The 26089-nt window shown below is 44.7% G+C and carries 11 protein-coding genes; 8 read left to right on the forward strand and 3 right to left on the reverse strand.

Annotated elements, in window-relative coordinates; all coding sequences use genetic code 11:
* Window positions 1–21 precede the first annotated feature (21 nt).
* From C943_RS06605 to C943_RS06630, 6 genes are all read left to right on the forward strand, one after another.
* The gene (locus tag C943_RS06605; protein WP_008625652.1) at window positions 22–2676 is read left to right on the forward strand and encodes a c-type cytochrome; all 2655 of its coding nucleotides are present in this window, start codon (window positions 22–24) and stop codon (window positions 2674–2676) included.
* A 5-nt stretch (window positions 2677–2681) separates the two neighbouring features.
* Window positions 2682–3467: a 3-keto-disaccharide hydrolase gene (locus C943_RS06610; RefSeq protein WP_008625654.1), complete on the forward strand. Its 786-nt coding sequence runs from the start codon at window positions 2682–2684 to the stop codon at window positions 3465–3467.
* A 3-nt stretch (window positions 3468–3470) separates the two neighbouring features.
* Entirely contained in the window at window positions 3471–4535 is a 1065-nt protein-coding gene (locus C943_RS06615; RefSeq protein WP_008625656.1) for an aldose 1-epimerase family protein, read from the forward strand.
* Between the two features lie 69 nt (window positions 4536–4604).
* Entirely contained in the window at window positions 4605–5810 is a 1206-nt protein-coding gene (locus tag C943_RS06620) for a cupin domain-containing protein (RefSeq protein WP_040479344.1), read from the forward strand.
* Between the two features lie 265 nt (window positions 5811–6075).
* Entirely contained in the window at window positions 6076–7101 is a 1026-nt protein-coding gene (locus C943_RS06625; protein ID WP_008625660.1) for a sugar phosphate isomerase/epimerase family protein, read from the forward strand.
* Window positions 7102–7230: 129 nt separating this feature from the next.
* Window positions 7231–8391 carry a Gfo/Idh/MocA family protein gene (locus C943_RS06630; protein WP_008625662.1) on the forward strand — a complete coding sequence of 387 codons (1161 nt, stop codon included), beginning with the start codon at window positions 7231–7233 and terminating at the stop codon, window positions 8389–8391.
* 86 nt (window positions 8392–8477) lie between these two features.
* Here C943_RS06630 and C943_RS06635 read toward each other — a convergent pair whose 3' ends face one another.
* Entirely contained in the window at window positions 8478–9083 is a 606-nt protein-coding gene (locus tag C943_RS06635; protein WP_008625664.1) for a DUF2911 domain-containing protein, read from the reverse strand.
* Window positions 9084–9276: 193 nt separating this feature from the next.
* Between C943_RS06635 and C943_RS06640 the strand changes: the two genes are divergently transcribed.
* Window positions 9277–23526, forward strand: a complete 14250-nt coding sequence (locus C943_RS06640) for a non-ribosomal peptide synthetase (RefSeq protein WP_008625666.1) — start codon at window positions 9277–9279, stop codon at window positions 23524–23526.
* Complete coding sequence (locus tag C943_RS21300) at window positions 23523–24254, forward strand: 4'-phosphopantetheinyl transferase family protein (RefSeq protein ID WP_008625668.1); 732 nt, start codon at window positions 23523–23525, stop codon at window positions 24252–24254. The genes C943_RS06640 and C943_RS21300 overlap by 4 nt, the downstream gene beginning before the upstream one ends.
* 115 nt (window positions 24255–24369) lie before the next feature.
* On the opposite strand, the gene C943_RS21975 is transcribed toward C943_RS21300, so the two are convergent.
* Both C943_RS21975 and C943_RS06650 read right to left on the reverse strand, forming a co-directional pair.
* Window positions 24370–24540: a hypothetical protein gene (locus C943_RS21975; RefSeq protein ID WP_008625669.1), complete on the reverse strand. Its 171-nt coding sequence runs from the start codon at window positions 24538–24540 to the stop codon at window positions 24370–24372.
* Window positions 24537–25937, reverse strand: a complete 1401-nt coding sequence (locus C943_RS06650; protein ID WP_008625670.1) for a purine-cytosine permease family protein — start codon at window positions 25935–25937, stop codon at window positions 24537–24539. Before C943_RS06650 ends, C943_RS21975 begins: the two co-directional genes overlap by 4 nt.
* Window positions 25938–26089 lie beyond the last annotated feature (152 nt).

The following is a 26089-nucleotide window of genomic DNA, read 5'->3' on the forward strand; positions in this document are numbered from 1 at the left end:
ACGATCAAAAACCCAAAAACCATGTCATACTCCAATCTTACTTTTAAGTCCTTCAGCATCTTGCTTTGCGTCGGGATTTTGTTTTCCTGCGGCAAAAAAGCCGAAGAAAGCAAACCCCTCCATCCAAAGGTCGCAAAACTCAAACTTCCAGATGGATTTGTCGCGGAGCATATCTACAGCCCAGGTGAACACGAGCAGGGTTCTTGGGTCGGAATGACCTTTGATGACAAAGGGAGACTGATCGCAACGGATCAATACGGAGCCATTTACCGGCTTGAAATCCCCGCCATCGGTTCGGATTCACTTGCGCCAAAAGTTGAAAAACTGAAGTTTGGAACGGGCCCTGACGAAAAGATAGGTATGGGCTTTTGCCAAGGGGTGCTTTTCGCCTTCAACAGTCTGTATGTCACTGTAAACCACAATGCCAACGAGGAATTCGACAAGGGAATGGGTGTTTATCGCTTACAGGATTTGGATGGGGACGACCAGTATGAAAGCATCACGTTGATCAAGGCATTGACGGGGCACCCCGGAGAACATGGACCGCACAGCATGATTCTTTCTCCCGACAAAAAATCCATATTCTTTATGGCTGGCAATCACGTGGATCTGCCCGATTTGGATGCTTACCGATTGCCAAAAGTGTGGCAGGAGGACAACCTTTTCCCTGTCATCAAAGACCCAAGAGGACATGCGACTGATAGGACAGCGCCGGGAGGATGGGTTGCTTCATTTGATCCTGATGGCAGCAATTGGGAATTGTACAGCGCAGGCTACAGAAACGCCTATGACATCGCATTCAACGAGGCGGGCGATCTTTTTACCTACGATTCGGACATGGAATGGGACTTTGGGATGCCTTGGTACCGTCCGACCCGTATCTGCCACGTGACGAGCGGGAGTGAATTTGGCTGGCGCACCGGCAACCAGAAATGGTCACCGGAATACCCCGACAACCTGCCTGCCACCCTCAATATCGGTCAAGGTTCACCGACCAATGTCATGTTTGGTACCGGGGCAAAGTTTCCTGGGAAATACCAGAAAGCGCTTTTTGCTTTCGACTGGAGCTTTGGGATTATCTATGCGATTCATTTGCAGCAGCAGGGCGCAACGTATTCAGCGACTGCCGAGGAATTTATTTCAGGCTCACCACTTCCACTCACGGACGGCATTATTGGCCCTGATGGTGCAATTTATTTTATGACCGGCGGAAGGCGTTTGGAATCTGACCTGTACCGTGTCTACTACCAGGGTGATGAAAAAACAGATCAAATCTCAAGCATGACAGCGTCTGAAGAAAGCCAAACCAGGAAAAAACTGGAAGCTTTCCACACAGGAGGCCCGAATCCGGCAGCGATTGAAACAGCTTGGCCTTACCTCAACCACCCGGACCGGTTTATCCAATATGCGGCACGAATTGCGATAGAGCACCAACCGATGGCGCAATGGCAAGAAAAGGCCTTTGCCGAAAAAGACCCAACTGTCTTGATCCAGGCCATGATCGCCCTCACCCGACAAGGTGACGCTAAATTACAACCCCAGATCCTGCGGGCATTGATGGCTTTGGATTTTGCAGGATTGGATATCACGCAAAAAAGAAACCTGACGAGGGCGGTTGAAATCAATCTTTTCAGATTTGGAAATCCAGCCGCGGAGCTCAAAACCCAGTTAACCCAATACCTGGGGCCACAATTCCCCTCCAAGGATAACCTGCTGGACCGCAGTCTGAGCAAGGTTTTGGCAAGCCTCGAAGATCCTTCCGCGACCCAAAAAATGATTGCACTTCTTCAGACTGCACAAGACGATCCCGATTACCAAAAGACCTTTACTGCATCGTCGGATTTGGTTTTCCGAAATTCACAGTATGGATTGGATATCGCCGAAATGCTTTCCAGCGTACCTCCGGCACAACAATCCTATTTCGCGACAGTTTTGGGAGGGGCAAAGGCTGGTTGGACACCAGAACTGCGTGATGAATATTTCACTTGGATCAGAAAAGCATTCGAATACAAAGGCGGTCGAAGCTACGTCGGCTTTATCGACCGGGCCAGAAAAATGGCCCTCAGCCATGTGCCAAAAAGTGATTTTGACAAATACAATGAACTGTCGGGTGCATCTCTGCTGACTGGCAGCGGCAATGACTTGCGCGTTTCTGATATCCAGCCCGAGGGTCCAGGAAGAAGGTGGACCGTCGAGGAGGCCTTGCCAATGATGGAAAACCTTGCGGGACGGGACTTTGTCAAAGGAAAGGCCATGTATGCCGCTTCCCTCTGTCTTTCCTGCCACACGATGCGGGGAGAAGGTGGAGCCGTGGGGCCTGATTTGACCCAATTGGGAACCAGGTTCTCGGCCAAGGATATACTCGATGCGACCATCAACCCCAACGCCGTCATCAGTGACCAATACGCAGCGACCATTTTCTACCTCCATGACGGCAGCTCGATCATGGGCAAATTGGCCAATGAGGAATCTGACAAGTACATCGTCTCCCAGAATCCGTTCGATCCAAACACCCTTCGGGAAATCCCCAAAAAAGACGTCAAAAGCAAAAAGTTATCCGAAATCTCCATCATGATGCCCGGCATGATCAATCGGCTCAATGAGGAAGAATTGAAGGATCTGATGGCCTATCTGATGGCTGGCGGCAATCCTGAGCATGAAGTATTTAAAAAATGAAGGCGATGAAAAACAGGTTTCGATTAGTACTGACTGGCCTCGTTTGCCTGGGGGCGGTTTTACTTTCTTGCCAAAAGAAGGGGGAAGTATCCAAAACCGAGAGACCGGAGACCTCATCTTCTGCAGATTTTGAGGCGATTTTCGATGGCAAAACCTTGGCCGGCTGGAAAGGTGACCCATCCGTATGGCGGGTCGAGGATGGCAGCATTGTCGGTGAACTCGTCCGCGACAAACAAATCCAATCCAACACCTTCCTGATTTGGGAAGGCGGGGAACTGGGCGATTTTGAGTTAAAGGCGGCGTTCAAGATCACCGATTCGGGAAACTCCGGGATCAATTACCGCAGTGAGATGCTCCAAGAACCTGCATTTGCGATGCGTGGCTACCAAGCGGATATTGACGGAAAAAACACCTATACGGGCCAAAATTACGAGGAAAGGAAAAGGACGACTTTGGCCTATAGAGGCCAAAAAACCGAAATACAAAGCCAAAATCCCCCCGGACAAATCGGGGACTATGTGGAAAGAAACGCCTGGAAAGGACTCTTGCTCAAGGAAGAAATCGGGAACCGTGATGCCTTAAAGGCATTGATCAAACATGAGGACTGGAACGAAATCCACTTGGTGGTCAAAGGGAACAGGCTTCAGCATTTTGTAAATGGAACTTTGATGAGTGATGTCACCGACATGGATGCTGTGAACTACGTGGCAAAGGGTCACCTTGGCTTCCAAGTGCACGTTGGTCCGCCCATGAAAGTCCAATACCGCAATATATATCTGAAACGCCTGTAGCCCATGGCCCCAAATCCCACTTGGCAAGACAAAATCTCCCACCATTCCCAACTCGGCGGGATAGAAACTTCCGTACTTGACAACGGTGCCGGGAAGGGTGTGCGGATCGCATGGTTCAATACCGGGAAGTTGCGATTCAAGGTCGTATTGGATCGAGGAATGGACATCATGGATGCCTTTTTCCAAGAGCACAGCCTTGCTTGGATCAGCCACCTCGGTACCGCGGCACCCCAACCATTTTCCAACCAAGGCATCGATTGGCTGCGGACATTTGGGGGAGGATTGCTGACAACTTGTGGGCTTTCCCACGCGGGCGTACCGGATACTGACGAATTTGGGCAAAGGGGACTTCATGGGAATATCTCCAACATCCCGGCCACGATATCATCGATCAAGCAACCTGATTTCCGGACCGGCGATCTGGAAATGAGCATCTCGGGGACGATGATAGAGACAAGCGTCTTTGGCCCGACGCTCGAATGGAAACGAACCATTTCCTGCAAATTGGGGGAAAACAGCATTCGGATTCGGGACGAGGTTCAAAATCTAGGAAATACCCCCGCCCCGCATATGCTGCTTTACCATATCAATTGTGGCTGGCCGCTGATCGATGCCGGAACTGATATCGTATGGAACGGTAGCTTTGAAACTTTCGACAAGCATACAGGAAACCCGATTTTCACCCCCAACAATGATTTCAAAAAATGTCCCGCTCCATTGGACAGCCATGCAGGATTCGGCGAGTCCGTCGCATTTATCCGCCCTTACGAAGAGGAAAATGGCATGGTCCGATGCGGTTTTGTCAATCAGAACTTGGGGATTGGATTGGAGATCAAATTTTCCAAACACCAACTCCCTTGGTTGATCAATTGGCAGCATTGGGGAAAAGGGGAATATGTAACCGCTTTGGAACCTGCGACGCACCCGCCGATCGGCCAAGCCAAAGCGAGAAAGGATGGGAGCCTGATTTTCCTGGAACCTGGAGAAAAACGAGGGTACGATCTTGAATTCAAGGTGCTCAATACTCCCAAATCCATTTCCAACCTCCTTGCAATCAATAACAAATAACCAATAATCAGTAACCGAATAACCATTACATACATAACCAATTCACAATAAACCTATAACCATCAAATTATGAGCTTGGCAGAAAAAGCATTGGAACAAGGAGAAGGCATCCTCAGGCTAAGTCCTACTTGGGTACCACGTTCATTTTGTGTTCCGGGACGGAGAATCAAATTGCATCCTGACGATTACTACATGCTGGGAGGCGCACGAGGCGGCATCGACGAGCGATGGCTTTCATCGACTACACCAGCCCAAAATGGGCCATTGACCAGCAAGAATGAAGGACTCAGCCACGTTGTCTTCCATGATGGGCAGGAACTGAAGCTTTTTTTGCTGAAAGATGTCATTGATGAACTGAAAGGGGAAATCATCGGCAGCCGCATTTGGGACAAGTACAAGAGCTGGCCCATGTACTCCAAGTTTTTTGACAATATGGGCCCACTTCCCCACCACGTCCATTATGATGATAAGATATCAGCATTGACTGGACAGGTCGGCAAACCAGAGGCCTACTATTTCCCTCCCCAATTGAACAACCATGGCGGGGATTTTCCCTACACCTTCTTTGGTATCTCGCCAGGTACGACAAAGGACCAAATCAAAACTTGTCTGATGAATTTCAACAAAGGGGATAACAAGATTACCAATTATTCCCAAGCGTTCAGGTTGGAGCCCGGGACAGGCTGGGACGTACCTCCGGGGATGCTGCACGCGCCGGGCAGCATGTGTACCTACGAGCCGCAAAAGGCCTCAGATATATTCGCGATGTACCAATCATTGGTGAACGAAGCAATTATCCCTGACGAATTGCTGTGGAACGGTACACCTAAAGATAGAATCGGGGATTTTGACTTTTTGGTCGAAAGCCTTGACTGGGAACTCAACATCAACCCCAACATTTTGGAAACAAGGCAGATGCTTCCCAAAAACGTCTACGAACGGCACTGGATGCATGCGCATGGATTTGAGGAAAACTGGATCTGCTATCTGTCCAGAGACTTCAGCGCCAAGGAACTTACCGTTTTCCCCGGACAAACAGTCACCATCAAGGATTCTGCTGCCTACGGTCTGATCATGATGCAAGGGCACGGAAAAATGGGCGTTTGGGACGTGGAGACTCCAGCGCTGATCAGGTTTGGGCAATTGACGCATGATGAATATTTCGTGTCGGAAAAAGCAGCCAACGAAGGTGTCAAAATCACCAACCTCTCCAAAACCGATCCTTTGGTCATGCTCAAGCACTTCGGACCGGACAATCCGGATTTGAAGATTTGAACTTGGAGATAGGAGATGTGAGACTTAAGACTCAAGACACAAGACTTAAGACTCAAGACATAAGATGCAAAAAGCAAGACATGGAACAATCTATGGTCCATGACATATCGACCATTAACAAATAACTCAATAACCAATACCAAAGACAACGAGTAATCTATGGTCTATCAACAATTAACTTAATAACCAATAACTCAATACCAAGCAACAAAACACAAGACCTCAATCTATCGACTATGGTCTATTAACCATTAACTCAATAACCATGAACAATTATCCAAAACTACACAATGCCACCTGGCCGGGAATCGTGGGAAAAGGCCCTGATTCTGAGCCTGTGATCCCATTCGACAAACTCTTGGAAATGACCGCGGCGGCGGAAGTCAACGGGGTCAAGTTTGACGGAGTGGACCTCGGCCTCCTCGATCCACACCTTAACATCGACATGTCCGACGACGATATCAAGCGCCTAGCGGACAAGGTTTCCGGATATCACCTCAACATTGGCTCGCTCGTCGCACCGATTTGGGCGGGTTCAGCTATGGGCACCCCGGATCAGCGTAAAACCTTCGTGGAAATGGTCAAGAAATCCTGCGCCATTGGCAAGCGCCTGAAGGAACTCGGCGTGCGACACTATGGCATTGTTCGCATCGATTCAGCCGCAGGCGTTTCCGATTGGGCAAAGGATCCAGCGGGAAACACCAAGCTGATTGCACAGACATTTCGCGAAGCCTGCGATGTCGCGGCTGACTTTGGTGAAAAACTCGCTGCCGAGGGAGAAATCTGCTGGGGTGGGATGCACAGTTGGAAGCACATGGTCGAGCTGCTGCAGATGGTAGATCGTAAGAACATCGGTTTCCAGGCCGATATGTCCCATACTTTCCTTTACACGATGGGTTACAACGCACCCGAGCATAGAATCCTTCCCGTGGATTTTGATAAATCCGACCGAGAGGCGATCAAATCTGCTCTGAAGACTGTAACCGCCGCGCTGCGACCATGGACAATCGACTTTCACGTGGCCCAAAACGATGGCACCGTATTCGGGTCTGGATCGCATGACAAGACCGGTCGCCACTGCCAAGCCACGGACCCTAACGGACTTTTGGACATCGCCAACGACGCTGGCTATTGGCTGCGGGACGAAAAGGGAAACCTGACAAAAGCCTTCCAACATATCTGCTGGGACGGATGCATGTTCCCCAACGCCGTAATGGAAAAACAACAAACCTGGAACGATATCCTTGCCGCCCTGATCAAAGTCCGTGAAGCCCACGGATGGAAGGGATAAGTTGGAAGTACGAAATCAGAAGTATGAAGGTAGAAGCGAGAAGCCAGTGACGAGAATTGAGATCTTAGAACCAAGAATCCTTTCGTCTCACATCTCGCTTCTCATGTCTCACGTCTAAAATCTTTAAAAATGAGCAATAAAAAACAAATCCGCATCGGCCTGATAGGCACCGGCCTGATGGGAAGAATCCACACCAATGCCTATAAAAGAATTCCTGATTTCTTTTCAGAGTTTGAATACCAACCTGTACTCCAAGCCGCCTGCGCCCGTCGGGAGGAAAAAGTGAAGGCTTTTGCGGCCCAATGGGGCTATGCATCCTACGAAACAGACTGGCGTAAACTCATCGCACGCGAGGACATCGATGCCGTGGACATCTGTACGCCCAACGACTCCCATGCCGAAATTGCCATTGCTGCGGCAAAGGCCGGGAAAATGATCCTCTGCGAAAAACCACTTGCGAAAACGGTGGAGCAAGGCCAAGCCATGGTCGAGGCAGTCGAAAAGGCCGGTGTGAAAAATACCGTTTGGTACAATTACCGTCGAATTCCCGCCGTGACCTTGGCAAAGCAAATTGTCGACTCCGGGAAACTTGGCAAGATATTCCATTACCGCGCCAACTTCCTACAAGATTGGACCATCAATCCCGACTTGCCACAAGGAGGTGATGCGCTCTGGCGCCTCGACGTGGACGCCGCTGGTTCCGGTGTGACAGGTGACCTACTCGCCCACTGCATCGATACTGCGATGTGGATCAATGGCGGCATCGTCGATGTGTCAGCCATGACTGAGACATTTGTCAAGGAACGTGTACACCAAGGTTCCGGCAAAGTTCAAAAAGTAGGAATCGATGACGCATGTATCTTCCACTGCCATTTTGCCAATGGCTCGCTTGGGCTATTTGAGGCGACCCGCTATGCACGCGGCCACAAAGCGCTCTACACCTTCGAAATCAACGGGGAGCATGCATCGATTCGCTGGGACCTCCATGATATGAACTGGCTGGAATACTTCGACCACAAAGATGAGTCCCAAGTAAGGGGCTGGAGAAGAATTCACATTACGGAAGGCGAGCAGCCGTATATGAAGCGTTGGTGGATTCCGGGCACTTCGATTGGCTATGAGCATTCATTTATCCACCAAGCCGCTGATTTCTTCCATTCCCTGCAAACCGGAAAACCTTGCCATCCGACCTTCCAAGATGCCTTGGAAACCCAAAAGGTATGTCAGGCCGTGTTGGATTCGGCCCATGACCGCAGCTGGAAGGACACTGGGGTGAAGTGGGAAGGGTAAAAAAAAACCTGCCGGGTGACTGACCTCTAATCCTTTATTCGGACACGAAGGTCAAACCCGGCAGGTTTATTTTTTAAACTTTGAAATTAGAATGCTGCTTTGAAACCTTCCATTTTTTGGTCTACTTGGGTATCTACATCGAAGGATATCTTCACTTTTTCGAATGACATGGTTACTTTCGCCACCTTGTTGTTGCCTGCGGAAATGCTGTACTGAAGTCTCTCTTGCACTTCGTTGGACATGACAGGAGCAACTTTGATAGCGACTGCATCGTCTTTTGCGAGCGCTTCTTCATCGATTTTTCCGTCTTTCATGTAAGCAAAAACAGAACTGGCTTTGCTGTTCAAATGCACGGTCCACTCACCTGATGCCTGTGGCGTGATGAAAATGGAGTATTTGCCGGGACGGAGGTTTTTGCCACCCACGCTTACGCCCGTGCTGAATTCGATGATTGTTGCAGCATTGGCACCTGCCCTCCAAGTGACGCCGTATTTTTCGATCTCGCCAAAGATCTTTCTCCCTTTCACCGCAGGAGAGGAATAGTCAATGCTGATTTTTGTAAAACCGACATTTTGTGAAACAGAAGCTGCCGGGCTGGCTGCCGGTGTCTGCATTTGGGCAAAAGAAGTAAGCGGCAATGCAGCCATCAACAAAATGGTGCTGGCAATGAGGAGATTTTTAATGGTTTTCATTTTTTTATTGGGTTTTTTAAATTAGAATTTGGAAGGTAAAATCGGCTTTGAAGTTAACTGAATGGTTTCTAAATATCTATCAATTTTTCATGTTCAATTATTTGATCTCAAAAAAAGGTTATTAACTTAACTCTCAAATAACCGCTTTTCAGAAAGTCGAAAAACGATTTTTTAACCCCAAAATAACTTAGGTATGGCATTCTCCAAATCGCCAAATAACCAATCAGCGACAGCATTTTCGCAATTAGTCAATGATTATTGGGTCAACAAGTTCACAGGAATTGAAGAATTACAGCTCCCAAAGGATCCTTTAAAGTCTTCAACAGAAAGAAAAGATGAAAACGTACTGAGTTTTTTTCTGAAAAAGGATTTGCTCGAAGCTATTTCAGACAACTTCAACCACAATACTAAGTCCCCGGTAATAATCCTTTTCGGAGCATTGAGAATTTTGCTTAATCGATACAGTGGCCAAGATGATTTTTGTATCGGTACCACAATCAAAAGGTCAAATTTTTTCCATTCAAATGGAGAGAGAATAAATAACGATTATTTGAATATCCTGCCAATTCGCGCCAAATTAGATGGCAACGGACAATTTGGCGAGTTTATACAAACAATAGGGGAAGATTTGGAGGAAGCCAAATCCCACAGTCAAATCTCTGTTGATCATTTGATTTCTTATTTAGGTAAGAAAAACGAAAAAGATTTACGAATTCTTTTTCCGGTCGTCTTCGATTATCAGGAGAATGTTGAACTGGATGTGTCAAGCCAATTATCAAAAATCGACCTTGAAAAATTCAATTCTGTTTTGTGGTTCGGCTTTGCGGAACATGCAGATAAAATTGAAGCCACAATCACGTTTGACACTGAATTTTATTGCCTGGAATCGATAAAGAGGATGTCCTCCCATTTTTTAACGCTTCTCGAATCTGTTCAATCCAATCCGAGGGTAAGCTTAGGTCTTCTAAATATTATCCCTCTAGAAGAGAAGGATTTACTAATGAAGTCCTTCAACGATACTGAATCTCCATTACCAGACGGAAAAACTATTTTGGATTTATTTGAACAACAGGTCGGTACGAACCCAGATGCGCTGGCGGTTGAATTTGAAGGAAATCAGCTTTCTTACCGGCAATTGGATGCCAAATCAAACCAGCTAGCAAATTTTTTAATCAACAACGGGCTCAAACCTGAAAGGCCTGTTCCGATTTGTATTGATCGCTCGTTGGAGATGATTATTGGGATTTTCGGCATCCTCAAATCTGGTGGGGCATATGTCCCCATAGACCCTTCTTTTCCAAAAGATAGGATCGATTATATGATTGAAGACATAAAAGCCAATTTTGTCATTTGTTCATCAGAAACGGCACCCAATTTCACAGGTAAGGCAAAACTAGTCATCATGGATAAGGAAATGGGAGCTTTTCTCAAAATTCCTTCAACAAAACCTTCATTTTTGCTCTCGCCTGAAAATTTGGCTTACATAATCTATACCTCAGGTTCCACAGGAAAACCAAAAGGTGCGATAGTAGACCATCGCAACCTCATAAACTTTTCGATTAGCTTAACGAAAATTGTTGGGTATGATTCTTCTACACGTCAATTATCGGTCACTACTTTCATATTTGACGCATTTTGTTTGGAACTGTTTGTACCCCTAATAAACGGAGGAGCTGTTTTTTTGGTAAAAAAAGAAATCGCCATGGACGGGTTTAGTCTGGCCCGAAAAATTGCAGAAGTGCGACCTACACACATGCAGGCCACCCCGTCCGGCTGGCAAGTACTCCTCGGTTCCGGTTGGAAAAATAAGGAGGGAATTATAATGACCACAGGCGGAGAGGCTCTTATGGAAGAAACTAAAAATCTTCTAGCCCAGACTGGAACCCTTTGGAACCTCTATGGACCAACCGAGACAACGATAACCTCAACATTCAAAAAAATGGAGGTGGGTGACAAGGTAACCATCGGTAAGCCCATTGACAATACCTCCGTGTATATCCTTTCAGCAGGCGGAAGCCTAAACCCTATCGGTATTCCTGGAGAACTGTGTATTGGAGGGGATGGCGTCGGGAGAGGCTACCTCAACAGACCTGAACTAACCTCCCAAAAATTCGTCCCAAATCCTTTCGGCAATATCCGGGGAGACAAAATGTATCGCACAGGTGACCTTGCGAGGTGGCTTCCCGACGGAAATATCGAATACTTGGGGAGAATGGATGACCAGGTCAAGATCAGGGGATACCGCATTGAGCTTGGTGAAATTGAATCCGTCGTTCTTTTATACCCTGGAGTGAAGCAGTCAGTAGTCTTGGCAAGGGAAAACGGACATGGTGACAAAAAGCTCATCGGATATGTGGTCTGCGAAGGTGATTTCGAAAAAGAATCCGCAATTACCTTCCTCAAGTCAAAACTTCCTGAATACATGGTGCCCACACTTTGGCTTCAGCTAGAGAAACTCCCTATCAACTTTAGCGGAAAAATCGACAAAAAAGCACTGCCCGATGTAACTGGTCCTGATATTCAAAACTCCGATTATTCACCTCCAAAAACTGACTTAGAAAACAAACTGGCCAATATCTGGAAAAGCGTCTTAGGATTGGAAAGGGTAGGCATCCGAGACGATTTCTTTGCCCTCGGGGGACACTCCCTGCTCGCGATGAAGGTGATTGCAACAATCCGGCATGAGATAGGATTAGAACTTTCTATCGGGGAGATGTTTAACTATCCAACAATTTCACAACAGATTGATATCCTGGAGCCAAGAAATATTGGCAAATATGGAATAATCCAACTTGAAACTACAGAAAGACACGAGTTAATCCCACTGTCCTATAACCAGCAAAGTCTGTGGTTTATTGATCAATTATCAGGTAGTATTCAATACCATATTCCAATTGTTTTTAGAATTGAAGGAGATTTGAGCAAAAAGGCCCTGCAAAAAGCCCTTGTTGAAATCGTAAACAGACATGAAATCCTTCGCACGGTAGTCTCGGAAAAGGACGGCGATGTATTTCAAAAAATATTGGAAAAAAATCTCTTTGAACTTAAGTCCAAAGAAGTCCCCAAGGAGGAATTGGCAAAAGAAATTGCGGAAATTGTCAAATCCCCTTTTGATCTGACTTGTGACCATATGATCCGCGCTTGGCTGCTGAGTCATGGAGATGAGACGCAGATCTTGGTTATTATTTTACACCATATCGCATTTGATGGGACATCGACAAGCATTTTCAAAACAGAATTATGGGAGAATTATAAAGCCTTTTCAAAAGGTAGTTCCCCAAACCTACCATCTCCAAAGCATCAATACGTAGACTACGCTGTCTGGCAGAGAAAAATCATCGGCAGTAGCTCCTATCAGTCAAAATTAGAGCACTGGAAGTATAGTCTACAAGGAACCACCCCAATCCAGGTGCCAACGGATTTCATCAGGCCTGCGGTAATTTCCTCAAAAGGAGATATAGTCCGCTTTACGATTGGTCAAGAAATAATTAACAACGTATATGCCATCGGTCAGCGGCAAAATGCAACCCTCTTCATGACGCTTTTGACCGCGTTCAAGGTATTGCTCCACAGGCATTCCCAACAAGAGGATATTTGTGTCGGTACGCCGGTGTCAGGGAGAGAGATGCAGGAATTTGAGGAAATGATTGGGTTTTTCGTAAACAGCATTCCGATAAGGACTAAATTGGCCGGCAACGTTAGCTTCAACGATCTCTTGAATAAGGTGCGCTCGAAAACCATCGATGCATTCGACAATGGACAGATCCCCTTCGAACTGATTGTTGAATCACTTGAGATCAAAAGAGATCTTAGCAGAAATCCTTTGTTTCAGGTGCTGTTTGTACTCCACAGTGAATCCGAAAATAGTTTTCAAACTGAAAACACCAAATGGACCGCGATCAACTACAATCAATCCACGTCAAGATTTGACTTTGCTTTTGAATTGACAGAAACAAGAAAAGGGCTTGGCGGAATGGTAGAATTCAGCACTGATCTCTTTGCAAAGGAGACAATAGAGAGGATGGTTGACCATTACAAAACCCTGTTGGTTTCAATTACTGAAAATCCGACGGAGAGGATTGACAAATTGAAAATGATGGGTAGTGAGGAAGAAATCCTGATTTTAAAACAATTCAACAACACAAAATCCGATTATCCAAAAAACGAAACAGTCGTTAGTCTATTTGAGAAAACCGCAAAACAATTTCCAAATAACCTTGCGGTCGTTGCTGGTGGTCAAAGTATAAACTATAATGAACTTGACCAAAGAGCCAATAAATTTGCCAACTACCTGATTTTAAAGGGAGTAAAATCAGAAAATCCAGTACCTCTTTGTGTAGACCGGTCCATCGATATGGTCATAGGAATTCTGGGAATTCTAAAGGCGGGAGGAGCATTAGTGCCGGTTGACCCTTCGCTGCCTGTTGAAAGGATTGACTACATGTTGGAAGACACTGGGGCGGATTTTGTTATCTGCAATTCCAGCACTTCCCATAAAGTCGCAAATCATAAAAAACTGATTTTTGACCAAGAAAGTGAGGAAATTAACTCAATGTCCTCCATCAATCCACTTACATCACCCAATCCTGAAAATCTCTTTGATATCATCTATACCTCTGGTTCCACAGGTAAGCCTAAAGGTGTGATGGTCGAACACAGAAACCTGGTCAATTTTCTTTTTAGTATGACCAAAGATGTTGACTTTAATCCTTCATCAAGTGTTTTATCAGTTACCACTTATAGTTTTGATATCTTCTATCTCGAATTATTTCTTCCTCTGTATCAGGGAGGTTGTGTTTTTTTAGCAGATAAAGAAACTTCGCTTGACGGTTATCGGCTTGCGAAGGAAATTGAAGAAAAAGCCCCTAGCCACATGCAGGCTACCCCATCAGGTTGGCAAGTACTTCTCGAAAGTGGTTGGAATAATCCAACGGGCTTGAAAATGCTTGTAGGTGGAGAAGCGCTGAAAGAGGAAACGAAAAATGCTTTGTCGTCGCTGGGTACGCTCTGGAATTTATATGGCCCAACTGAAACTACCATTTGGTCGACATTCAACAAAATGGAATCCTCCAAAAAGGTAAATATTGGAAAGCCTATTGCAAATACTTCAATTTATATACTTGGTTCGGGAGACCAGCCCAATCCGATAGGGATTCCTGGAGAACTCTGTATTGGCGGGGATGGTGTGGGTAGGGGTTACCTCAACAGACCTGAGCTTACATCCGAAAAGTTTGTCCCCGATCCTTTTAGTGGAAATAAAAATGCAAGATTCTACCGAACAGGAGACTTAGCCAAATGGCTCCCTGATGGCAACATAGAATACCTCGGAAGAATAGATGATCAGATCAAAATCAGAGGTCACCGAATTGAACTTGGTGAAATCGAAACGGTACTTCAGCAGCACGAGGGGATCAAACAGGCTGTTGTCGCGGTGAAGCAAGACAACTTTGGTATTAATAGACTAATCGGATATGTAATCTGCAGACATCCTTTTGATAAGGATGGGGTGATCTCTTTCCTCAAAGGAAAATTACCCGATTACATGGTCCCCAATATTTGGATGGAACTGGATGCTTTCCCTTTAACTTTCAACGGTAAAATTAATAGGAAAGCACTTCCGGAGCCTGCAACGGAATTCATCGAAACCACAAAATACGAAGCACCCAAAACAGAACTACAAAAAAAGGTATCTGGAATTTGGAGACGAATATTGGGTGTGGAGAAAGTGGGGCTCAATGATGATTTTTTCGAACTTGGGGGCCACTCCCTTATGGCAATGAGGGCAGTAGCAGCTCTAAGACAGGAAACTGGACTTTTGCTCTCTATCAGTGATCTTTTTGCCAATCCCACTCTGAAAATGCTGACAGATATCCTCGCTGCAAAGGAAATCGGTGACGGAAATTTTAGGGTTATGGTTCCTGACGAAAGACCTGAAATACTTCCACTTTCCCACAATCAGTTGAGTATTTGGTTTATTCATCAATTAGAAGGGAGTATCCAGTACCACATACCTATCATCTTCGATATCAGAGGTAAAATTGACACCAGGTCATTAGACAATGCCCTAGTGGAAATCGTAAACAGACATGAAATATTACGTACAGTAATCTCGGAAAGGGATGGCATTGCCTATCAAAGAATCCTGAAAAAGAATCAATTTCAACTTGATAAAAAAGCAGCAAATAGGAAAGAACTAGATCAGGAAATAACCAAGCTGATCAGAATGCCATTTCATCTGGAAAAAGACCATATGGTCAGGGCATGTCTAATTACATTGGGAACGGACGAATACTGTTTGGTCATTACCATGCACCATATCGCCTCGGATGGATGGTCGTCTTCTATCCTAAAAAGGGAGCTTAAGGAACTATACCGAGCTTTTTCAAATGGATTTAGACCAGATTTACCCGAGCTCCCCCACCAATACTCAGATTATGCATTATGGCAGAGAAATATTATTGCCAAGGATGCTTTCAAATCAAAATTAGACTATTGGAAAAAAAGACTTCGGGATACTACCCCACTCCAACTTCCTACCGACTTCACCAGGCCTTCGGTTCTTAGCACTAAGGGCGATGTTCATCGATTTTCAATTGATTCTGAGTTAGTCCTGCAACTCAAAAATTTAGCAAAAAATCAGAAATCAACGCTATTCATGACCCTGTTAGCAGCATATAAAGTCCTGCTTTATCGGTATAGCGGTCAAGAAGATATATGTGTCGGTACACCCATTGCAGGAAGAGAAAACAAGGAAACTGAAGATTTGATAGGCTTCTTTGTGAATACACTTGCTCTTCGAACGGAAGTGAAAAACTCCTTGAGATTCGCTGATTTTTTAACCCAAGTCAAAACATCTACTATGGAAGCTTTTGAAGCCCAGGAAGTTCCTTTTGAGATGATTGTTGGCGAATTAGGCCAGGAGCGAGACCTGAGTAGAAACCCGATTTTCCAGGTTCTTTTTGTTTTGCAAAACGTCCCGGATTCCAAATTCGAAATAGCTGGGGCAGAAGTGTCCGAGAAAGGGTTTGAGCACTTCACTTCTAAGTTCGATATGACTTTTGAACTTACTGAGACCAAAGATGGAATCCGGGGGGCGCTGGAATTTTGCACCGATCTTTTTAAAAAAGAAACCATCACCAGCTTTGTGTCTCACTACATGAAGCTCTTACGGTCAATATGTGATAATCCGACCGAAAATATCGGATCATTGAAGATCCTGCAAGATCATGAAGAGAGACAAATTCTTGAATCCTTTAACAAAACCCACAACCCAATTCAGGAAAATATCACGATTCTTGACCTCTTCGAAAGTGAAGTCAAGAAAAACCCTGAAGCGGTAGCGGTTGCTTTTGAAGGCACGAAACTTAGCTACTTCGATCTTGACAAGAAGTCAAATCAGCTGGCCAGTTATTTGATCACCAAAGGAATTAAGAATGAAGAGCTGGTTCCTATTTGCCTTGACAGATCGTTCGAAATGATCATCGGGATTTTGGGTGTTTTAAAGGCAGGCGGAGCATACGTACCAATAGATCCAACCTACCCAGAAGACAGGATCAGTTTTATGCTCAATGACTCAGGTGCCAAAGTTGTTTTGACCACCTCCGACCGGACTGAAAAAATTCCTGGTCCCTTTGAAATCATTTGTCTCGACAAGTTTGACAGCGAATTAGAATTTGAATCAAATCATCTGAATGATAGGGAAATTAGTAAAAACAACCTTGCATATGTGATTTATACCTCAGGGTCAACCGGAAAACCAAAAGGTGTCCAAATTGAGCACGGGGGATTAGTTGCGTCTACTCTGGCAAGGCATTCTTATTATGGCAATACGGGTTCAGTCTTGTTGATACCATCATTCGCATTTGATTCATCTGTTGCAGTGATTTTTGGAGCTTTGACCACCGGCAGCCAACTGATCCTTTGCAAAAGTGAATTCATTAAAAGCCCCCATCATATCCAAAAATTGCTGAAGGACACTGAAACTCTACTTTGTGTCCCATCTTACTACAGGTTCTTGCAGGAAGAGGAATTGCTTTCAGATTCCAAATTGGTGAATGTCATTCTTGCCGGGGAAAATCTGGACCAATCTCTTGTGAAGCTGCATTTCGACAAAACCAAAAATGTGAATTTATTCAATGAATATGGTCCAACTGAAGGAACCGTTTGGGCTTCTGTGGCCCAGATTCATTCGCCAGAAGAAAAAGTCACAATCGGAAAACCGATAGATCACACGAAAATATTCATTGTCAACAAAGACAATCAGCTCAACCCAGTCAATGTCCCCGGGGAGTTATGTATTTCAGGAAAAGGTGTGGCAAGAGGCTACTTGAACAACCCTGAACTTACGATGGAAAAGTTTGTCAAAAATCCATTTAGCTTATCTGGTGATGAAAAGATGTACAGGACTGGCGACCTCGCGAGTTGGCTTCCCGATGGCAACATCGAGTATTTGGGTAGAATTGATGACCAAGTGAAAATCAGGGGATACAGGATAGAATTAGGAGAAGTCGAACAAGCATTGTACAGCCATGGAAAGGTCGAGCAATGTATAGTGATTGCAAGATCATTGGGCAAAAGAAAAGACATTGCACTAATAGCTTATACGACAGGCGAAGCCACCGCAGAAGAACTAAGATCGTATCTGAAAGAAAAGCTGCCAAACTATATGGTCCCCGGCCACTTTGTGAAATTGGCCAGTTTACCCTTGACAAGTAATGGGAAGGTAAATAGAAAAAGTCTTCCCGACCCTGACGACACAGGGATGCAGGGTGTAGAATATATAGCTCCAATAACAGACGAAGAGAGATTTCTAGCAAAAAAATGGTCAGAAGTATTGCGGGTGAAAGAATCGGGGATCGGATTGGCGACTGACTTCTTCGCTTTAGGCGGAGATAGTATAAAGGCAATACAGATTGTAGCCAGGCTACGAACCGGAGGATATGAGTTAAAGATATCGGATGTGATGAGTAGTAGCAGGTTGGTAGACATGGCCTCCAAACTGCGTACTTTGACAAGAGTGATAGATCAAGCACCTGTAGAAGGTGAGGTTATGTTGAGTCCGATACAGTGTGGTTTTCTGGAAAATAGTTTTGCAAAGGGAACCGAAGAAATCAAAGACCTTTTTCATCAAAGCTTCATGTTTTGTTTACCAGGTGGTGTAACTGAACTAGAAGTTAGGGCTGTTATGGAAAAGATAGTCGCACACCACGACGCATTACGTATGCGATACCAGAAGTCGGAAGAAGGTGTGTGGAAACAATACAACGAAGGGCTTATAGGGGACTATTATATACTTGAAGAAACAACACTACCTAACGACAGAGACGATTTCAAAAGTAGTCAAAGCCGATTCTTTGAGGAGCATGGTACTCGCCTAAAGCAGCGTGTTAGCTTTAGAAAAGGCCCTCTTATTGGCGTCGGATTATACCACGATGTTGAAAACAATGAAAGCCACTTGCTGCTCTGCATACATCATATGGTGATAGATCTGGTATCATGGCGTATTTTGTTTGAAGATATTGATATTCTACTGAATCAATACCGAAACGGAGAAGACTTAGCGTTGCCTGAAAAAACCGATAGTTATCGCTATTGGATGGAACGTAACGCAGACTATGCGAATGGACACCTGGTCGAGCGCCAGCGACCGTTCTGGGACCAGCAAATTAAAAGGAAAGTTGACAAAATTGCTGCCGAAAACCCAGAAGGAAGAAATCTATTTGGTGTAAGTAAGCGTGTTGGTTTTACTTTAAGTAGGGAACAAACGGCGCAAGTCTATCAAGGGATGAATGGCCTGAACAAGGTGGAGATCAATACCTTATTGTTGGCGGCATTATCAAGAGCATTGAAGGATGTGTTTGGCACAAATGTAGTAAGGGTATTACTCGAGGGCCATGGAAGAGAGGGATATCTGGAGAAAACTGACATAAGCCGAACCGTAGGTTGGTTTACAAGTATATACCCGTTTGTTTTGATCACCGGGGATGAAAGTGTGGAGTCAGTTTTAATGCTCCAAGACACGCTAAATAACGTTCCTGATAAAGGAGTAGGTTATGGTATATTGCGTTACCTGCACAAGCACCGACTGCCCGAGCTGGAAGACGCCGACGTGAGTTTTAATTTCTTTGGGGATTTTAGCAAGCTAGCGGGAAAAGAAGAGAACCCAACGTTAGCATCACCCTCCTCGAACCGTAGAAATAGTGCTAAGGCGATTCTCAATTACTCTAAATATGGACACGGTGCTGATGTCCACCCAGACATAGAACGTGAGACTGAATTAGAGGTAAGTGGACAAAGTCAAGATGGCTGCTTGGAAATGAGTATTCAGTACAGTTCCGAGCGTATGGGCGAAGAGTTGATGCAACTACTCGCTGTGAGTTATAAAACACATTTGCTCAAAATCAGTGAAAGCTTAAGCACCTACGAAAAACCGGTCCAATTACCAAGCAGCTTTACCTATAAGGGCTTAACCATGCAACAGGTAGAAAAGCTAACGCAGGAATATGGGACCATTGAGGACGTTTACCAATTGAGCCCAATGCAGCAAGGCATATATTTCCACGCCTTGTCAGAACCTGAAAGTCACGCATACTTTATTCAACTAGCTTATGGCCTTAGTGGATTTTTGGATATAGATAAGCTAAAGGATGCGTTTAGTAAGACAATAAAAAGGCACGCTGTGTTACGGACCATTTTCAGAAGAGATTTGGGAGATGATCCGTTGCAGGTAGTATTAAAGGATAATAATATAGACTTTAGGTATGAAGATATCAGAGAAAAGGAAAAAACAGCACAAAAAGACTATCTCAAACAGGCAAAAGAGGCAGATATCGCCGAGGGTTTTGATTTGAGTGTAGGTCCCTTGGTGAGGTTGACTGTTCTTCAACTATCCGAAGACACCTTTTTTCAAATATGGAGCACCCATCATTTGATTATCGATGGCTGGAGTACCAATCGAGTACTATATGAGTTTGATCAATATTACAAATCTCTCATAGGGAATAATCAAACCATACTAAATACACCTGAGCCTTTTAGTCATTACATAGCGTGGTTGGACCAGGTGGATCGTGAAACCAGTATTTCCTACTGGAAGAACTACTTGAGCGGATATGAAACCAAAGCCTTTCTGCCCTTTGACAGTGACGGGATGTCGACCGATACAACGTATTTAGCAAGTGATTATGAATTTTGGCTGGACAAGGAGCTCACAGAAAAATTAACCGACCTTGCTTCAAAAGAAAAAACGACATTAAATACGATTATCCAGAGTGCCTGGGGGGTATTACTTAGCAGATATAACAATACCCAAGATGTAGTCTTTGGCTCTGTAGTTTCAGGGCGTCCATCGCAGCTCAAGGACATTCAGGAGATGATTGGGATTTTCATCAACACTGTACCTCAGCGGGTGAGTTACTCTGGACAAACCACTTTCAAAGATCTATTACAATCAATACATCAATCCTTTATCGCAGGTGAACCCCACCATTATTTGAGTTTAGCGGAAATTCAGCGTCAAAGTGACTTGGGGTCAAATTTGATTGATCAGCTTTTGATTTTTGAGAATTATCCAATATCCGGTCAGCCAGAGGATGCTATCGCGCCTTCACAATCAAAAAATAAAGAAGAGGTTAAAATTATTAGTGAGACTGTAGAATTGTTTGAGCAGATGACCTATGATTTCACTTTGATGGCGGCTTTGGAGGATAGGTTGTTCTTTCGAATGAAATTTAATAGGGCAAGATACAGTGAGGGATCAATTAAGCGATTAGAGAGACAGTGGAAGCAATTGCTAATGGAAATAACAAATGATGCAACTATCCCGGTTAACCATTTGGAAATTCTGCCCGAAGAAGAAAAGACCCATCTGTTTGAATCACTGAATGGTTCAAGAGTTTTGTCACCTTTGGAAAAAACAATTGTTGAATTAATACAAGAACAAGTCGATAAAACCCCTGAAGATATAGCCTTAAAGTATGATGGAACTGCTCTCACCTACAGGGAACTTAACGAGACATCCAATCAACTTGCTCACTACCTCCTTAGCCGTTATGATATAGAGCCTGATGTTTTAGTGGGTATTGAGTTGGAACGCAATGAATGGATGGTGATAAGTATTTTAGCTATTATAAAAGCGGGAGGCGCCTATGTTCCAATCGACCCAAATTATCCTTTAGCACGAAAAGAGTTTATAAAACAAGACAGCGGTATTTTATTTTGCCTCAACATTGACACTCTCCTTGATTTCAAAAAAGAGTGGAAAGACTGTGTTAAAAGCAATCTCCCCGCTCCGATCACTGCAGACAATTTAGTCTATTGCATTTACACCTCCGGTTCAACGGGCAACCCCAAAGCCGTAACTATTGAGCATAAGCAGTTATCATCATATGTTATGTTCAACAAAGAATACTTTTTCAAAAGTATTGAGAACTCAATGCATACAAATTGGTATGCTGTAACAAATTACACCTTCGATATTTCCGTTTTCGAAATTCTGGGCTCACTAGCTATGGGCTTCACAATAAATCTCAATCCTATTGGAAACACAGAATATCTTCTCAGCTCTATTGCCGCCAATCCCCATGGAGTCCTGCAAATTACGCCCTCCTATTTTGAGGAACTTATTTTGGACGAAAAAGCCAAGACCATATTACCGTCATTGGGTGTATTGCTAATAGGGGGAGAAGCGATGGGTGAAAAGGTCTTTTCATTTATCAAAGATTATCTGCCTCAAAACACCGTGTTTAATGTCTATGGGCCTACCGAAGCTACCATTTGGAGTACGGCTTTTCTATTAACAGGCGCAAAAAAAGTATTGTTGGGAAAACCGCTCGGCAATGAATCGATTTACATCCTAAACCATGACCTAAATTTGGTGCCAATTGGAAGCATAGGTGAAATATGCATTGGTGGCGTAGGTCTTGCCAGGGGTTACTTAAATCGACCCGACCTGACCAGAGAAAAATTCATTGAGAATCCTTTTAAGGCAGGAGAACGCATATATCGAACCGGCGATTTGGGCAGATTGAGAGAAGATGGGGATCTAGAGTATTTGGGCAGAATTGATGATCAAATCAAAATCAGAGGGCATCGGATAGAGCTAGGCGAGATCGAGAAAGCGTTGGCAAGGCACCCAAAATCTGGACAATGTGTAGTAATAGCAAGAGCATTAAGAAATACCAAAGACAAGGAACTGATCGCCTATACAACTGGCGACGCTACAGCCAAAGATCTTAAAAATCACGTTAAGGATTTGCTTCCCAGCTACATGGTTCCCAACTATTTTGTGAGGTTGTCTAGTATCCCGTTGACCAGCAATGGAAAAATTGACAGGAAGGCTCTGCCAAACGTGGAAAATAAAGAAATAGTTACCTCAAGTTATGTCGAACCAAGAAAGGGTCTGGAGAAACAAATTGCCGCACTTTGGCAAAGAATCCTTGGTTTGGACAGGGTAAGTATTGAAGATGATTTCTTTGAAATTGGCGGACATTCGATTCTTGCTGTAAAGGTAATTTCCGCAATGGAAAAAGAATTAGGATTAAAGCTTTCCATAAACCTGATATTCAAATATCCAAGCATTTCTTCATTAGCAAAAGCTATCGAAAACAGACATGAGAATCAGAAAAGTTGGAACTCCTTAGTTCCGATAAAACCATCCGGAACTAAGCCACCACTTTTCATTATTCACGGTGTCGGCTCGACGGTTTCCATTTATTACACGTTGGCGAAATACATTGATAACGACCAACCGATATTTGGCTTTCAACCAAAAGGTTTGGACGGAATTGAAGTGCCAAACAATTCTGTTGAAGAGATGGCTGCGTATTATATTTCTCTCATGATCAAACAATATCCTTCTGGCCCGTATTGTATTGCCGGTTATTCATTTGGAGGATATGTAGCCTACGAAATGGCTCGTCAACTTAAAGCAATGGGCAGAGAAGTATTCAAGCTAATTCTCTTTGACACATCTGCGTATGAAGATGAAGCAAAACTCTCTTGGTTGAAAAAATTAAAACTCCAACTGGGTAAAAGGATAGTAAATCTGGGTTTCGCATTTCAGGAACCAGAAGGATTCTACGAACAAAAAAGAAGGTCTTTTGAAAGAAAGAAGGACCAAGTTTTGATCAAATTAAATCTAAAGGCCAGGCCGGAAACCCTGAAAGACCTAGGAAGTATCATAAAGGTCCTTGCAAGTAACAATGTGAGAATTCTAAGAAATTACAAGTTGGAAAATTACGCCGGTGACCTATATTTATTTAAGGCCAGACACAGGCCTTTCTATGTAGAGGACACCAAGTATTACGGTTGGGGTCCTTTGGTAGAAAGGGTCCATATAGTGAATGTATCCGGCCATCATGACAATATTTTCAAGAAGCCAGAAATCCTCAAAGAAATGGCCTCTAAGATCCAAATGGTCCTTGATGAACGTCCCGGAAAATGACCCAAAACCTGTCCATCGCCCTTTTCGATACTTCCCCAACCTGGGAAAATTTCCATTTTGAGCCACTTTACGGTAAATCCCATGTTATCAGGGTATGCGTTTCAAGAAATATACATGAGATAGAAGCACAACTTAGACTGCTCAAAAATGAAGAAATAGATAAGCATGCCAGAATTTTCAAGCAAAGCGACAAGAATATTTTTCTGACCAGTCAAGTTATGAAAAGGGTTTTGTGCGGACTTTATCTGAAAATTTCACCTGCAGAAACCAACTTTTTATTCACTGAACATAAAAAACCGTATGTCTCAGGTGATCCCAACTTCCACTTCAACATCAGCCATTCCGGAGATTGGGTGGTTTTTCTTTTCTCCTCATCGCCTTGTGGCATTGATATCGAAAAGATCAAGCCGGACTTTGATTTCGAAGGAATGATGCCATCTGTATTCCATCCAAGGGAGATCGATTGGATCAATGGGCAACCTGACAGGAACAGGGCATTTTTCAAGCTGTGGACCATTAAGGAATCCCTGCTCAAGGCCCAAGGCACCGGCCTTATCGATGACCTCAATCAATGGGACTTGACATCAACACAAAAAATGTCTGACCCTGACTGGCATGTGCAGACTTTTTCGGTCGGAGATGATTACTATTTGAGCACCTGTGTTAAGGACCATCCTAAGGAATTCAAGTACTTCGAATTTGCTGGCAGCTTTGACTTTCCTTCATAAAAGTGTGGCGGTTTTCGTTTCTTCATTTTAAAAGTGTAAAAAGAAACAATTCGATGCCAACCGATGATCATTGCGCAGGTCACCGATTCTTGGGACCGATCAAATGAAACTGTTTTCAGGCTTTCTTTTTCCAATAATCCACCGCCGCCAATCCCCCAAACCATACTACCGTGCAGGCAAATAGCCCGTTGTTCAAATCTTTTTGTCCCAGCATATCAGCATAAAACAAAACCGTAATCAACAGCATGGCTGACAGGATCAACACGGGAAACCAAAACTTGCTCATTTTTTCTGGAGGATTTTGCTAAATACCAAATACAAAACACCGCATGCGATCCAGGCGGGCAACGTGAAAAAGGAAAGGAAAACTCCCTGCTGGACCGAAATCGTATAAAACACACCCATGCTAATCAACCAAGCCGCCAATACGGCCATATTGAACCCGATACCTTTGGCTGCTGCATAATTCCTGACCATACCAAGCCGCTCGGCAAAGTAATGCTCAAAGAATATCACCGCCCCAATCGGCGCCAAGATAAAGCCATACACTGCCACAAAGTCCAGCAACTTCATCGCAAACGCCGGAAACAGCCCTGCTATCGTCGCAATTGCACCTGTTGCCAAAGTAACTTTGGTCGTGAAGCTTTTTGGAAAAATGGCCTGAAAAGCCAGCCCAGCCCGATAAATCGTAGGATTGGCAGTCGTCCAGCCAGCTACCAAGACGCAGACCAGTCCTGATATCCCAACGACTTCATAGGACAAAGGCCCCGGTGCCACAGGCGGCACGCCCCCACCTGCCAAGATGGCCTCTGCCTCAGGACTTTTCAAATACAGCGCAAACATCAGGCAGGCGGATATCCAAGCCATATAGTGGCCGACATACATGCCCGCCGCACTTGTCCAACCCACAGAATTACGATCAGCATAGCGCAACACCGATAGATCCGACATACCCAAATGCATCGCCGCATTGCAAAACCATGCAAATGCCGTCACATGCCAAAACGTAAACTTGATCTGACCGGGAAAAGGCTCCGAACCTGAGCCCCAAACCGCCCAAAGATCATCCAAACTGCTCACGCCGAGACGCTTGGCAGCGACGATTCCCGCAATCAAAAATACCAGTACCATCCAGGGTGCCGCGATGTTGGAAAACTTGGAAACCGCATCATAGCCCTTGGCAGCGACAATCGAAATCACCGCTCCGACGCCCAGGACTACCAAAACCCAGGAAATGCTCGTAGGCATCCTATCCGTCAAGGCAGGCATCGGCATATCAAAAGGAATCCCAACAGCCGTCGCCGAAACGGTGATCATCGCCCCTGCCAAAAAGCAGAAAAGCAAGCCATTGGCCAAGTTATAGCCGGTTACAAGCTTCCGTCCTGAGATTTTCTCGAGCTTGTAGTAAAGCGTCAGCCTTTCGGAGGTGGCGATAGGCGTCGTGATGTAGCGCCAAGTCAATACCGCCAAAAAATTGCCCACCAAAAGCCCCACGATCAAATCAAAAGCCGACACGCCAGCAGTCAAAAAAAGTGGCCCAATCACAAACTCCGTCCCAGCCGCATGCTCGCCCGCATACATGCCAAGAAACTTCCTCCAGTCCTTTAGCTGCGAGGTCGGAACAGGCTGCCGTTCAAATTCACCACTTGTTTGAATCGACTCCTGAGCAGTAACTTCCTCCATAGGTTGATTTTGGGTTGAGGATTGAAAATACAAAAAAGCCAGGGTATTTCCTGTCCTGCATTGTCCTGTTGGATGATTGCAACCGATTCACGGCAGTCTGCCCCGCATCTTTTCAATCACCGCAAGTGGTCAAAATGCCAACTTTTGTGAAT

The organism is Mariniradius saccharolyticus AK6 (genome assembly GCF_000330725.2).
GTDB lineage: Bacteria > Bacteroidota > Bacteroidia > Cytophagales > Cyclobacteriaceae > Mariniradius > Mariniradius saccharolyticus.